Source organism: Arthrobacter sp. CAN_A212 (assembly GCF_015752345.1).
Lineage (GTDB): Bacteria > Actinomycetota > Actinomycetes > Actinomycetales > Micrococcaceae > Arthrobacter_D.
In genome coordinates, this window is the sequence record NZ_JADOUT010000006.1 from 48,240 (window position 1) to 61,910 (window position 13,671).

Sequence of the window (13,671 nt, forward strand, 5' to 3'; positions counted from 1 at the left end):
GTTCCCTGTTAAGAAAACGCCACATTGGGGACATGTATGAGTGGGGACAGCACCCGAGGCCAGCTGATGACACAGTTGGAGGATTTCCTCCAGCATGGAGTCTCCGTGGTCGTCGAGGGACAATTCGGGTCAGGAAAGACCGAGTCTTTACGGGCGGCATCCCTTTCGCTCGAATCCGACAGCCATATCGTCCGTCTTCGAGGGACGCCCCGGGGCAGCGGAACCGCATACCTCGCACTGGGAGAACTCATCCGGGTGCCTGCGGGCTCGACCCTCCACCCGGCGACCGTTTTCGCCCAGCTCTCGGCCAGGCTGCGGGACTTGGCCACTGACCGGCCGGTCATCCTGCTGATCGACAATTTCGATTTCCTGGACCCCGAGAGCCGAGCCCTGTGCACCATGGTGCTGGGAATGTCATCGGTCACACTTCTCGTGTCCTGCAACCGGGTAGACGACAGCCCGGAATTGCGGGCAGCAGTCAATAGCCGGTCCATCGAGCTCCTGACCCTCACGCCCTTGTCGGTGGACGAGGGCAGGGACGTGATTACACGTGTCCTGGGTGGACCGGTCTCCACCTCGGTGGCGAACTCCCTACACGCGCATTCCCGGGGGAACGCCCGGATTCTGGCCATGCTCTGCGCCCACGCACGGGAAAACGGCAACATCGCCCTGGTCGACGGGCGATGGCGGACTACCCCGCACTACTCCGAACCTTTCACCAGCGGATCCCTCCGCAGCGGTCTGGCTGTGCTGCAGTCACGGCTCAATAGTGCTGAGCGGGCTGCGCTGGAGATCCTCGCCGCCGCCGGGTCCGTCCACATCGACGTCCTTGCCCAGCACTGCGACATGGGGGCACTGGAACGACTGCAACGCGAGGGCATGGTCGAGGCGCGCGACGGTGGAAACACGTATTGGCTGCATAGCAAAGGCCTCGCCCACATCCTGCGGCAAACCCTGGGCACAGCCAGGAGCCGTGAGGTTTGGTCAACAATTGTCGAGCCCGGGATGGCGCAGCGAGGGGTGCGGCCGCCCGGTGCCAACATCGTCTGGGCATTGCAGCGCGGTATTGAGGTGAATGACTCGGCACTGCTGGCCGCAGCCGACGACGCACTGCGGGCCTACTCGCCACGAATAGCGCTCGACCTCGCCTCAGCGGTCGCAGCGCAAACCGGATTGGCCCAGCGGGTCCAGGCCGAAGCGCACTGGTTCCTTGGACAGTCCGAGGAGGGCAGGAAAGCCCTGCCTGCAGTTGCCGCTGACGTTGCAGGGGCACCCGGAGCGGTAGTAGGCGAAGCCGACGTCGGACGACTCTTGCAGTCCGTCTTTGCTGCCCGTGAGGCTTCGCTGGAAGAGGTCGGGGGCGACACCGTGGCGCAGTTGCTGGTCCTGCGGCGCACCGGCGACTATCGGGCAGTGCTTGATCTCTTTCGCTCGATTACCCTCCCTGCGTGGCCCGACGCCCGCTACCTGGTGACCATGGTCGCCGCCGAAGCCCATGCGGTATGCGGGGACTCGGCCCGTGCCCGCATGCTCACTATTGAATGCGGGCTGGTGTACCGCAGCGTGCGCTCCGCGGTGGTGCGGGAGATTGGTGAGACCGCCCACTACCGGGTGCTGTTCCTCAACGGCGAGTGGCGCGGTCTCACCGACATCCTCAGCCAGAATGTACTCCGGCGCCCAGGTCGGCTTCTCTTCGGGGAACAGTCCACGCTCCTGCTGCCAAGCCTGGTTTCCCGGGAACCACGTGACGCGGTGATCGGTGGGGAGCGTGGCGTGCGGATTCCTACCGACACGTTTGGCTGGTTCGCAGCCCGATGCGCCGACCTCTTCGGAGAACCGGACGACCATGGACAGGTCGCCGCCGGGTTCAAGGAACTTGCTGGACATGGGAGGCTGGCGGGGCTGCTGGGCCTGCAGCTCTTCGCGCTCGGATCCATGGTGTTAACACAGGGCCAGCACAACGCGGACGCCACTCCCGACCACGGCTTCAACGAGTTGGATCTCAAGCGTCTTGAACGGTGTGCCCGATCCACCACGGGGCCTCTCGCCCGCCAGCTGGGCCTGCTCGCCGATGGTGTGCTGTCAGGAGAGCCGATCACCCTCGTCAGGGCCGCGCAAGCAGCAGCCCGGCAAGGCAACACCGCGTTGTCGGGGGTGGCCGCCACTCTGGCGTCCCGCGCAGCGGGCAGGGTCAGGCAGCCTGACGTCCAACGGGCAGCCCAGGAGCTGGTCCCCGGACCTGAGCTTCACCTTGACCTGCAGGCAGAGACCGAGGTGCTGACGCGCCGGGAGCGTCAGGTGGTTGATCTTGCGGTGTCCCGCAGCAAGAACTCCGAGATCGCGGCGCTGCTGGGAATTTCCCCGAGGACCGCCGAGCGTCACCTGCAGAATGCGTACCGAAAACTGGGGGTCTCGACCAGGGAGCAATTGCGGCAGGCACTGCTGCCTCTCGACGACGGTGCAGAATCGGGCGGTGCATGACCAGCCAGCCCCGCACGGATAACCTCAAACGAAGCATTCTCGACGAGGTACTTCACGCAGCGGGACGCGAGTTGGTGACCGACCGAGGAGGCGGGTTGATTCTGACCACCTCTACCGTCTTCGGCGGAGACTTCCTGCTTGCGCGCATCCTGGCATCCGCTGCCCCCGGCTGCACGGTGAACGTGCAGGGCAGCGAGCCCTTCGCGGATGTCTCGTATGCCCCGCTGGCACCCCTCCTCCTCGATTCGCCCGACATCAACTTCCAATCGGAACTTGAAGTGCTGTCCGCTGTCCGGGACCGTATCAAGCGACTGGCCGATGGGGGCAGTTGCGTGGTGGTGGTGCGTGGCCCCGAGCACCTCGATTCGTCGAGCATTGCCATCCTGACCAGGCTGGCGGAATCTCCGGAGATTGGACTGCTCATTCGAAGCGGCCCCCGTAGCCAGCTTCCCCTGGACCTCGAACTGTCGCTGGCGGACGGCTTCATCGACGAGGTCCAGATCCCGGTACTCTCCCCGGCAGACGTCCGGGAGTACTTCGGGACCATTTTGGGAGCGACGCTGCCGATGCTTTCCAGCACCCTGGTGTGCGACGTGATCGGGGGAAGCCCGGTGTTGCTGGAAATGGTCTCCCGGGATGAAGAGTTACAGCATCTGATCGAGGTCCGCGACGGTGTCTGGATACTTCCCCGGGAACTGACCCTGACCGATCGAATGGCTGAAAGGATCTTCAGCCTGATCGCCGACTACGGTCAGGAGGAAACCGATGTCCTCCTCACAGTCGCCCTCGCCCACCAGATTCCGGTGGACGTGGTCGTTGATCTGTGGGAGGTTAATGCGGTCAACGACCTGCTTCTGGAGGGTGCGCTGACCCGGGTGGAAGACGCCGGACAGATCTGGCTGCGTGCCTCCCCACCCATCCTTGGAGCGGCCATCCGGCACCGGATCGAACCGTTCCGGTCGCGGCGCCTCTGGGAGAACGTCAACCAGTACCTCAGTAACCTCTCCAATACCCCTGGCGTGATCCACCGGGTGATGTGGAAGCTGTCAGTGGGGGTGGTCGTCGAGGACCGGGAGGTTCTCATCGCCGCCACACTGGCTAACCGCCTTGACCAACCGGACACCGCCGAACTGCTGCTGCAACTGCTCCCGTCCGACTTGACCGTTGACGAGGCAGGGATCGTCGCAGCCGCCGAGGTGCAGCGGGCACGGGCCGAGTTCTATGACGGCCGGACAGATCTCGCGCTGTCCCGCATCCGCCAGCTCCTGATGGGAGACCCTGGCCCTGAGGTGCTTGCCTCGGTGGTCCACTTTGTCTTCCAGCTCAATCTTGCCACCGGGATGGGCGCCTCCACGCTGGTGCAGGCGATCCGGCGTCGGTCCGCTGCAGCGTCAACGGGGGAGACCTATGAGAGCACGCTGATGCTGCGGCTCGGCAGCGACCTGCTGCAACTCGTGGCGGGCACCATTCCGGAGGAACCGGTTGTTGAAGCGGCAGGGCTGCCCGACGATCCGGATGAGGCGATGTGCTGGCACGTCGTCGCAGGGGAGTTGCACTACCGCCGTGGGGATCTTCACGCTGCGGCCGCGGAGTTCACGCGCGCCCTCGACATCATCCTTGAGGAAGATTGTCTACGGAACTACGGCGGGTATGTGGTGGTGCGGCTGATGTTCCTGTTGGCCGGCGGTGGGTTTTGGGAGGACCTGGCGGCCCTCCAGGCCAAGCTCACGCATGGCATGGCGCCGTGGGTGAAACGGTCTATCGGTTTCTGGGAGCTGGTGGTGGGCCTGACAGAGCTTCGTCGTGGACGGCCGGTGACGGCCCTCGTCCATCTGCGGACTGCCGTGGTGGTGCTCCGGGGCAGGGACATCAAGCGGTTCAGGCCACTGGCCAACGCGCTGGCCGCCTACACGGCCTGGCTGATCGGAGATCCCAGCCTTGAGGGGTACGTCGCGGAATATGACCGGCTCACTCACCTGGGGCCACCCGAACGCCTGATGCTGGCGGAGGCCTACATGGCGGTGGTCCGGGAACCACCCGATTCCCCGTTGATCCGTCAGCGCAACGCTGTGACGGCTGAGGTGGCGAATCCCCAACTCCGCACCGAACTGACCGTTCTGGGAGTGCAGGCTGGTGCGCCCGACGCCATCTCCAGGGCCATCCACTGTTCGGCAGGGCTGACTGATCCACGTGCCCAAAGCCTGAACACGGTGTTGAGCGCCCTGGCGGAAGGGGATCCGGCCCGACTCATCGAGGCAGCGGAGTTTTGCCTCGCCCATCGGCAGGAGTTGCTGGTTCCCGTCTGTCTGGGGGTGCTGCTTACCCAATCAGCTGGCTCGAACGGCAAGGTGGTCAGGAGTGCATCGAAACTGCTGGGGCAGCTCGATCCTGAACTTCAGCGGGCGCACCCACAACTGGCGGCCCTCCGCCAGGCCACCCGTCTTACCCCTCGTGAGACCGTTGTTGCCGCAGATGTCGCCGCCGGAAAAACCGCCCGCCAGATCGCGAAGGAGCAGGGAGTGTCCATCAGGACCGTGGATGGGCACGTGGAGAGTATTCTCACGAAGCTGGGTTTGTCCTCACGCAAGGACATCGGTAAGCAAGATCGCTAGGTACCCGCAGCCACATTTCAAAAACTACGTAAGCGCCACGAAAAGTCAGGTAGTACCTGCGTAGAGAAGCTCAGCCATTCACGGCATAGATTGTTTTCAGGGAAGAAATTCCCAGGTCGGTGCAGACACCAGCACTGAAGCTTAGAGCCGGAGGCGGCTAAGGGACTCCCCAACGATCCTCGCCGCCTCCGCCTCCGCCAGTGCGGAGGTCAGCATCGACCGAGCGGATAACCGACCGCTGACCCACAGATCGGGGCGGTTTCCCGGGGCGAGAGCCGGGAAGCCGCTCTTTCTGTTTTAACCCGGCGTCCTGTCAGCAACGTCAAACCCCATAGACTTCAGGCCATGGCATCCCATCACCTGAAACGACTTATGCTGCTGCGGCACGCCAAATCGGACTGGCCCCGCAACGTCGAGGATTTTGAGCGTCCCCTGAGTTCCCGCGGGCACCGGGATGCCCCGCTTCCCGGTGCGTGGATGGTGGAGCACGACGCTGTCCCGGACCTTATCCTCTGTTCCTCGGCTCTGCGGACGCGTCAGACCTGCACCTGGATTTGCCAGGAGCTGGGCGACAAGGCGCCCACCCCCAAGCTCGAGGACCGCCTCTACTCTGCGACCGCCACGGACATCCTGGCACTGATCAATCACGTGCCGGCAACGGTCACGAGCCTCCTGGTCATCACCCATATGCCGGGCGTCCAGGAGCTGGCCATGCGGTTGGCCTCAGCGGACTCCGACGAGGATGCGGTGATGGAAATGGCAACCCACTACCCCACGTCGGGGCTGTCGGTGCTCGAGCATGACCGGCGCTGGAGCGAACTGGATGGACGCGACGCGGTCATGACCGACTTCGTGGTGCGGCGGGCCTAGAGGCCATACTTCTCGAGCAGGCGCAACCAGACTTCGCTGATGGTCGGGTAGGCGGGTACCGCGTGCCAGAGCCGGTCCAGCGGGACCTCCCCCGCAATCGCTATGGTGGCGGCATGCAGCAGTTCTGCTACGTCTGGCCCGGCGAAAGTCATCCCGACGAGGACCCGGCGATCCTCATCAACGACCATCTGGGCCCACCCCTGATAGCCATCCGTGTGCAGGGCCGATCCGGCCACGGCGATTTCCAGCGACGTCTCGCTGACGGTGAGTCCGGCTTCCCGTGCCTGCTCGACGGTGCGCCCGGCCATCGCGATCTCGGGATCGGTGAACACCACCTGGGGTACGGCGTAGCGGTCAGCTGACGCCGCGTACGGGCTCCAGTCCTCGACGGTGTCGCCGAGGGTACCCGCCGCGCGTGCCGCGATTGCCGAGCCGGTGACGCGGGCCTCGTATTTGCCCTGGTGGGTCAGCAGGACCTTGCCCGCCGCATCGCCGACGGCGTACAGCCAGTCCGCGCCCTCGACCCGGCCGGACTGATCGGTCACCAGGTTCCCGGGGTCGAGGTCAAGGTCTTCCAGGCCCAGATTTGCCAGCGCCGGACGCCTGCCGGTGGAGACCAGGAGCTTCTCGGCGGTCACCGTCTTGCCTCCGCCGAGGGCGATCGTGAATGAACCGCCTGCTGGCTGCCGCACGGACTCAGTGGCTGTGTCAGTCAGGACGACGACGCCGTCGCCTTCCAGCCCCTTGCGGACCAGGGCACCAGCAGGCTGCGGGTAGTTGGAGAGCAGGCCGCTTCGGGCGATGATGGTGACCTTTGTCCCCAACCGGGCGAAGGCCTGGGCCAGTTCGGCGCCTGCGACGCCGCCGCCCAGGACTGCCAGCGACTCGGGCACCTGGGTGGCAGAGGTGGCTTCCCGTGTACCCCAGAATTCCACATCGTCCAGGCCGTCAATGGGCGGGGTGGTGGGTGTGGATCCGGTGGCAAGGACTACCGCCACGCGCGCGGTCAGGTCAGTGGCGTCGTCGTTGTTGTCCCTCACCTCGACCGATCGCTCACCCGTGAGCCGCGCCGTTCCCCGGACCAGGGTGATGCCGCTGTCCCTGACCCAGTCGGCCTGCGAGGAATCGTCCCAGTTGGAGGTGAACTCGGTGCGACGGTCCAGGACCTGTTGGGCGTCGAGGGTGCCGGTGACTGCCTCCCGCGCACCGGCGACCGAGGATGCGGCCTTCAGCGCGGTCCCGGGGCGGAGGAGGGCCTTGGACGGCATACACGCCCAGTAGGAGCATTCCCCGCCCACCAGCTCGGATTCGATCAGCGCGGCGGACAGGCCAGCCTGCACCACACGATCCGCTACATTCTCGCCGATAGCGCCGGCGCCAATCACGATTACGTCGAAGTCATGTGAGTCAGTCATGCCTTGAGCTTTTCACCGTCGGTGCCGCGGGGCAACCTCTGCGGGCTGCGGGCAAAAGAAATGCCCTCCACCTGTGGGGGAGGGCATTTCATCAAACCGTGCGCGCGAAGGGACTCGAACCCCCAACCTCCTGATCCGTAGTCAGGTGCTCTATCCATTGAGCTACGCACGCATCGCCGTTAGCTAACGTTGTGTCACTGCCGTTTTCAGGCGAACCACGCGGTTATTGGCCGTAGATAACTTTACAGCTATTGCCGACCTACGCCTAATTTGCCGGACCCCAGGGGCTGATCGAGGAGGCAGGGGCTTCCCTGGCCCGTTCGTGACTAGACCGGTCTACGTGACCTTAATCACATTAAGTGCTCTTGACACGGCCAAGTCACCGTGAATTCTAGGGAAATATCCAGGAAGACCCCGGTGGAGCCCTCGTGACGGTGCTCAGCGCCTGAGTGACATGGACCATAGCATCGTTACACCACCGACCCAACGAAGGGACATGTTATGGGCGATCCCGTACGCCAGCTGGTTGATGACCACCACCTGAACGCAACTGATCAGGGCACGCAGGCCCCTGCGCCGACCACTCACGCTGGATTGATCGCGTGGGTTCAGGAAGTTGCCGATATGGTCCAGCCTGAGCGGGTGTATTGGGTCACCGGATCCGTTGAGGAGAACAAGGCGCTCACCGACGAACTGGTGGACGCTGGAACCCTCCGGCGCCTTAACCCTGAAACGTTCCCCAATTCCTTTGCGGCCTTCTCTGATCCAGCGGACGTGGCACGGGTTGAGGAGCAGACCTTCATCTGTTCCCAGAACGAGCGTGACGCGGGGTTCACCAACAACTGGATGGACCCCGACCAGATGAAGGAGAAGCTGAGGGGACTCTTCACCGGTGCCATGCGCGGCCGCACTATGTACGTGATCCCGTTTGTGATGGGTCACCTCGATGCCGCCAACCCCAAGTTCGGTGTCGAAATCACCGACAGTGCCTACGTGGTCAGCTCCATGCGCATCATGGCCAACATCGGCACCGAGGTGCTGGCACGGATGACGGAGCTCAACGCCGAGTACGTCCCCGCGCTGCACTCCCTCGGTGCGCCCCTCGCCGAGGGTGAGACGGACGTGCCCTGGCCGTGCAACGCCGACAAGTGGATTGTCCACTTCCCGGAGGAGCGTTCCATCTGGTCGTTCGGTTCCGGATATGGCGGCAACGCCCTGCTGGGCAAGAAGTGCTACGCCCTGCGGATTGCCTCGGTGATGGCACGGGATGAGGGGTGGCTGGCGGAGCACATGCTCATCCTCAAACTCACCTCCCCGGAGAACAAGACCTACTACGTGTCGGCCGCATTCCCCTCTGCCTGCGGCAAGACCAACCTTGCCCTGCTGGACCCCACCATTGAGGGCTGGAAGGTTGAGACGCTGGGCGATGACATCACCTGGATGCGGTTCGGCGACGAAGGCGAACTGCGGGCCATCAATCCCGAAGCCGGCCTGTTCGGCGTCGCGCCCGGCACCGGCTGGCTCACGAACCCCAATGCGATGCGCGCGATCGCCAAGGGCAACTCAATCTTCACCAATGTTGCCCTGACCGATGACGGCGGCGTGTGGTGGGAAGGGATGACCGCCGAGGTGCCCGATCACCTGACCGACTGGCAGGGGAATGAATGGACGCCCGCGTCGGACAAGACAGCGGCCCACCCGAATGCCCGGTTCTGCACCCCGATCGACCAGATCGACATGCTGGCCGACGAGTTCAACCACCCGGAAGGCGTGGAAATCTCGGCCATCCTCTTCGGCGGCCGACGGAAGACCACAGTGCCCTTGGTCACCCAGTCGCGCGACTGGACCAACGGCATCTTCATGGGCTCCACCCTCTCCTCCGAGACCACCGCGGCGGCAGCAGGCGAGGTCGGCCGGGTACGCCGCGACCCGATGGCAATGCTGCCCTTCATCGGGTACGACGCCGGTGACTACCTGCGCCACTGGATCACCCTGAGCGGCAAGGCCGACCAGGACCGGTTGCCCAAGATCTTCCTGGTGAACTGGTTCCGGCGGACCGCTGACGGTGGATTCGCCTGGCCGGGCTTCGGCGAAAACTCCCGGGTGATGAAGTGGGTCATCGAACGCCTGGAAGGAACCGCCGACGCCGTCGAAACTCCCATCGGTTTCGTGCCTACCGGAGATTCGCTGGACCTCGCCGGTCTGGACATGACCCCGGAGGAGGTCGACGCCGCCGTGCGTGTTGACCCCGAGGAGTGGGCGACCGAACTGGCCGGTATCGAGGAGTGGTACTCCCGGTTCGGGGACTCCCTCCCCGCCGAGCTCCAGGATCAGCTGACCGGGCTCAAGGAGCGATTCGCTCACTGATTGGCTCGATCCCTCTGACTGACGGAAGGCACCCGGTGAAGAAATCTACCGGGTGCCTTCCGTTGTCCACGGGCTGCGGGGAGATGCCGCGGCGTCCCTTACTGGCGAACCTGCTCCAGCACCTGCTCGGTCAGCGTTTCCAGGACCTGTGGATCGACGGCTTCAGCGTTCAGCCGCAGGTAGGGCTCAGTGTTGGAGGCACGGAGATTGAACCACCATGATCCGTCATCCGCTGTAAACGTCAACCCGTCGAGTTCGTCCACCGTGACGCCGTCGTTCTCGAATTCCTCGCGCACCCGGGCAACAGCCGAGGGGACGTCGTCCAGCCGCGAATTGATCTCACCCGAGGCGAAGTAGGGCTCGTACTCGCGGCCCAGTTCGGACAGCGGCCCGGACTGCTCACCCAGTGCGGCCAGCACGTGCATGGCCGCCAGCATCCCGGTGTCGGCGTTCCAGAAATCCCTGAAGTAGTAGTGAGCGGAGTGCTCGCCGCCAAACACGGCACCCTCCTCGGCCATCACGGCCTTGATGAAGGAGTGCCCCACCCGGGTGCGGACGGGGCGTCCACCCAGGCGTTTTACCAGTTCGGGCACCGCGCGGGAGGTGATGAGGTTGTGGATGATGACGGGGGTATCTTCTCCGTCGGCCTGCGCGCGCACTATTTCCCGGCGGGCCACCATCGCGGTGACAGCGCTGGGTGAGACCGGGTTGCCCTGTTCGTCGATGACGAAGCAGCGGTCGGCGTCGCCGTCGAAGGCAATCCCAATATCCGCCTGGTTGCTGACCACTGCCGCCTGCAGGTCCCTGAGGTTCTCCGGTTCCAGCGGGTTGGCCGGGTGGTTCGGGAACGACCCGTCGAGCTCGAAGTACAGGGGGATGATCTCGAGGGGAAGTTGGGGCAGCAGCGTGTCGCCCAGAACGGCCGGTGTGGTGAGACCGCCCATCCCGTTGCCTGCATCCACCACCACCTTCAGCGGGCGCGACCCGGAGAGGTCAACCAGCGAGCGCAGGTACTCGGCGTAACCGCGGAGCGCGTCTCGGACGCCCATGGTGCCGGTGCGTTCCGCCGCTGGAATGGACCCGCTGTTCAGGTACTGCTCGGCGAGGGCCTGGATCTCTACCAGGCCGGTCTCCGAGGACACTGGAACGGCTCCGGCCCGGCACATCTTCATGCCGTTGTACTCGGCAGGATTGTGGCTCGCGGTGAAGGTTACGCCGGCTGCGTTGAGGGTGCCGCTGGCGTAGTACAGCTCATCGGTCGAGATCAGGTCCAACAGCACGACGTCGGCACCCCGGCCAGTGGCACCGCGCGCGAACGCCTGGCTGAACTCGGGCGACGACGGGCGCATGTCACCGCCCACCAGAACGGTCTGCCCCCCGAGGTCGAGCACGTCCACGAAGGCAGCGCCCACCGCTTCGACAATCTCGGTGGTGATGCTCTCGCCCACGATGCCGCGGACATCGTAGGCCTTGAAGGATGCTGAAAGATCGAAGGATTTGTTCACTGGGAGAGTCTAACTGTTGGCCTCCGCCAGACAAGGCGTGTGGAGGCGAAGACGGGTGCGGTATCCACAGCCGGTGACCCGCCCACCGAGGGTGTCAGTGGGGGCTGCAATACTAGGGCTCATGGTTGACACCACAACACTCCATGACCAAGCAGCCGAAATTCTACGGACCCTGGTAGGTCGGGACGACGCCGAGTTCCATGACGGCCAGTTCGAGGCGATCGAGGCTCTGGTGAACGGCGGGCGACGGGCGCTCGTGGTGCAGCGCACTGGCTGGGGCAAGTCAGCGGTGTATTTCGTCGCGAGTCTGCTGCTGCGATCGCGCGGCGCGGGGCCCACGCTTATCGTGTCGCCCCTGCTGGCGCTGATGCGCGACCAGGTCGCGGCGGCGGCGCGGGCCGGTGTCCGGGCCGAAGCGATCAATTCTGCGAACCAGACGGACTGGCAGGAGATCACCGCCAAGCTCGACGACAACACGGTCGACGTCCTGCTGGTATCACCGGAGCGCCTGAACAACCCGGCGTTCCGCGAACGACACCTTCCAGAGCTGATCCGGCGCACGGGCCTGCTGGTGATCGATGAGGCACACTGCATTTCCGATTGGGGACACGACTTCCGCCCGGATTACCGCCGGCTCCGGGACCTGATCACCCAGCTGCCGGCAGGAGTGCCGGTGCTGGCGACCACGGCAACCGCCAACTCGCGCGTGGTCAGCGATGTCGAGGAGCAGCTGGGCACCGATGGCACCGAGGTGTTCACGCTGCGCGGCACCCTGAAACGTGACTCCCTGCGGCTCGGCGTGCTGCGGTTGCCGAGCCCCCGGTCGCGGTTGGCCTGGTTGTTGACCCATATCGAGGAGCTGCCGGGAAGCGGGATCATTTACGCGCTGACGGTTGCGGCGGCCGAAGATACGGCGCACCTGTTGCGGGCAAACGGGCATCAGGTGCTCGCCTATACCGGCCGCACAGACCCGGCGGATCGCGAGTCGGCCGAGGCCGCCCTGAAAAGCAACGAGGTCAAGGCGCTGGTAGCCACCAGCGCACTGGGCATGGGCTTCGACAAACCGGATCTGGGTTTCGTGGTCCACCTCGGTGCGCCATCGTCCCCTGTCGCCTACTACCAGCAGGTGGGGCGCGCCGGACGTGGCACCCCCAACGCTGACGTTTTGCTCCTGCCGGGCACCGAGGACCGCGAGATCTGGGAGTACTTTGCCACCTCCTCGATGCCGTCCGAGGAAAAGGCAACCCGGGTGCTCGACGCGCTCGGCTCCGGAACGGTTTTGTCCACGCCGGCCCTCGAAGCGCAGGTCAACCTCAAACGCACCCCGCTGGAGCTGCTGCTCAAGGTGCTGGACGTGGATGGCGCCGTCCGGAAGGTGCAGGGCGGCTGGGAAAGCACCGGCACCCCGTGGCTGTATGACAGCGAACGGTATGGGCGGATCGCCCAGGCGCGGGTCGCCGAGCAGAAATCAATGCTGGACTACGAGAACACGACGGGCTGCCGGATGGAGTTCCTGGCCGCGGCCCTCGACGATCCGACGGCGGCGCCCTGCGGACGGTGCGACAACTGCGCCGGCCCCTGGTACTCGGATGAGGTGGCGCACGACGCGTCCGATAGCGCCCAGAAGGCGCTCAGCAAGGTTGGCGTCGAGGTGGACCCGCGTGGCCAGTGGCCCAGCGGGATGGACAAGCTGGGGGTGCAGGTCAAGGGCCGCATCCCCGCAAACCAGGCCAACGGGTCGGGAAGGGCGCTGGCACGGTTCACCGACCTTGGATGGGGGAGCCGCCTCCGCGAGATGCTCGCTGATACGACCCCCGATCAGCCCCTCGGCCCGCTGGCCGTTGAAGCCTGTGTCTCGGTGCTGGCCCAGTGGGGATGGGAAACCCGTCCGGTCGCCGTGGTCAGTGTGCCATCGCGGCGGCGCCCCCTGCTGGTGCAATCTCTGGCGGAAGGGCTGGCCGGAGTGGGCCGGATCCCGTACCTCGGCGCCCTGCAGACACCGCACGGTTGGCCCACCGGAGCTCCCGGCGGCAACAGCGCGTTCCGGCTGGCAGCGGTCTGGGATCGGTTCGCCGTCCCGGAGGAGGGCCGGGAATGGTTCGCGGCCAACCCTGGGCCGGTGCTGCTGGTGGACGATCTTGCCGACAGCCGCTGGACCATCACCGTGGCCGGCAAAGCGTTGCGGGACGCCGGTACACAGGAAGTTCTCCCGTTTGTTCTGGCGTTGAAGGCTTAGTCCTTCCCCGGACACACAAAAGCACCCCCAACCGAGGTTGGGGGTGCTTTCACTTTTCGCGGAGACGGGGGGATTTGAACCCCCGGTAGGCTTTAGGCCCACACTTCATTAGCAGTGAAGCCCATTCGGCCGCTCTGGCACGTCTCCAGCGGCTATTACTAGCCACCCAAGGCTACCTGTAAGAA

Annotated in this window: 7 protein-coding genes and 2 tRNA genes; 5 read left to right on the plus strand and 4 right to left on the minus strand. The window is 65.0% G+C overall.

Annotation, left to right across the window (positions count from 1 at the left end; translation table 11 throughout):
* The first annotated feature begins 66 nt into the window (after positions 1–66).
* The 3 genes from IWX64_RS06860 (at position 67) to IWX64_RS06870 (ending at position 5,963) form a co-directional block, all read left to right on the plus strand.
* Positions 67–2,481: a helix-turn-helix transcriptional regulator gene (locus IWX64_RS06860; RefSeq protein WP_196866411.1), complete on the plus strand. Its 2,415-nt coding sequence runs from the start codon at positions 67–69 to the stop codon at positions 2,479–2,481.
* Positions 2,478–5,093, plus strand: a complete 2,616-nt coding sequence (locus IWX64_RS06865; protein ID WP_196866412.1) for a helix-turn-helix transcriptional regulator — start codon at positions 2,478–2,480, stop codon at positions 5,091–5,093. The genes IWX64_RS06860 and IWX64_RS06865 overlap by 4 nt, the downstream gene beginning before the upstream one ends.
* Before the next feature lie 345 nt (positions 5,094–5,438).
* Positions 5,439–5,963, plus strand: a complete 525-nt coding sequence (locus IWX64_RS06870) for a SixA phosphatase family protein (protein WP_196866413.1) — start codon at positions 5,439–5,441, stop codon at positions 5,961–5,963.
* Here the strand turns inward: IWX64_RS06870 and IWX64_RS06875 are convergent.
* On the minus strand, positions 5,960–7,378 hold the full coding sequence (locus IWX64_RS06875) for a dihydrolipoyl dehydrogenase family protein (RefSeq protein ID WP_196866414.1): 1,419 nt from the start codon (positions 7,376–7,378) through the stop codon (positions 5,960–5,962). The two genes, IWX64_RS06870 and IWX64_RS06875, sit on opposite strands and share 4 nt — an antisense overlap.
* A 99-nt stretch (positions 7,379–7,477) precedes the next feature.
* Positions 7,478–7,550, minus strand: a tRNA-Arg gene (locus IWX64_RS06880).
* Positions 7,551–7,879: 329 nt separating this feature from the next.
* Between IWX64_RS06880 and IWX64_RS06885 the strand changes: the two genes are divergently transcribed.
* On the plus strand, positions 7,880–9,745 hold the full coding sequence (locus IWX64_RS06885; RefSeq protein WP_245345755.1) for a phosphoenolpyruvate carboxykinase (GTP): 1,866 nt from the start codon (positions 7,880–7,882) through the stop codon (positions 9,743–9,745).
* A 98-nt stretch (positions 9,746–9,843) separates the two neighbouring features.
* Here IWX64_RS06885 and IWX64_RS06890 read toward each other — a convergent pair whose 3' ends face one another.
* Positions 9,844–11,250 (minus strand): phosphomannomutase/phosphoglucomutase, encoded by a 1,407-nt coding sequence (locus IWX64_RS06890; RefSeq protein WP_196866415.1) that lies wholly within the window; start codon positions 11,248–11,250, stop codon positions 9,844–9,846.
* 121 nt (positions 11,251–11,371) lie between these two features.
* Between IWX64_RS06890 and IWX64_RS06895 the strand changes: the two genes are divergently transcribed.
* Positions 11,372–13,486 carry a RecQ family ATP-dependent DNA helicase gene (locus IWX64_RS06895; protein ID WP_196866416.1) on the plus strand — a complete coding sequence of 705 codons (2,115 nt, stop codon included), beginning with the start codon at positions 11,372–11,374 and terminating at the stop codon, positions 13,484–13,486.
* A gap of 59 nt (positions 13,487–13,545) precedes the next feature.
* On the opposite strand, the gene IWX64_RS06900 is transcribed toward IWX64_RS06895, so the two are convergent.
* Positions 13,546–13,633, minus strand: a tRNA-Ser gene (locus IWX64_RS06900).
* Positions 13,634–13,671 lie beyond the last annotated feature (38 nt).

Excerpts from the sequence above, each read along its gene's own strand:
- IWX64_RS06860 (WP_196866411.1), top strand. The coding sequence starts at position 67 with ATGACACAGTTGGAGGATTTCCTCCAGCATGGAGTCTCCGTGGTCGTC.
- IWX64_RS06865 (WP_196866412.1), top strand. The coding sequence starts at position 2,478 with ATGACCAGCCAGCCCCGCACGGATAACCTCAAACGAAGCATTCTCGAC.
- IWX64_RS06870 (WP_196866413.1), top strand. The coding sequence starts at position 5,439 with ATGGCATCCCATCACCTGAAACGACTTATGCTGCTGCGGCACGCCAAA.
- IWX64_RS06875 (WP_196866414.1), bottom strand. The coding sequence starts at position 7,378 with ATGACTGACTCACATGACTTCGACGTAATCGTGATTGGCGCCGGCGCT.
- IWX64_RS06885 (WP_245345755.1), top strand. The coding sequence starts at position 7,880 with ATGGGCGATCCCGTACGCCAGCTGGTTGATGACCACCACCTGAACGCA.
- IWX64_RS06895 (WP_196866416.1), top strand. The coding sequence starts at position 11,372 with ATGGTTGACACCACAACACTCCATGACCAAGCAGCCGAAATTCTACGG.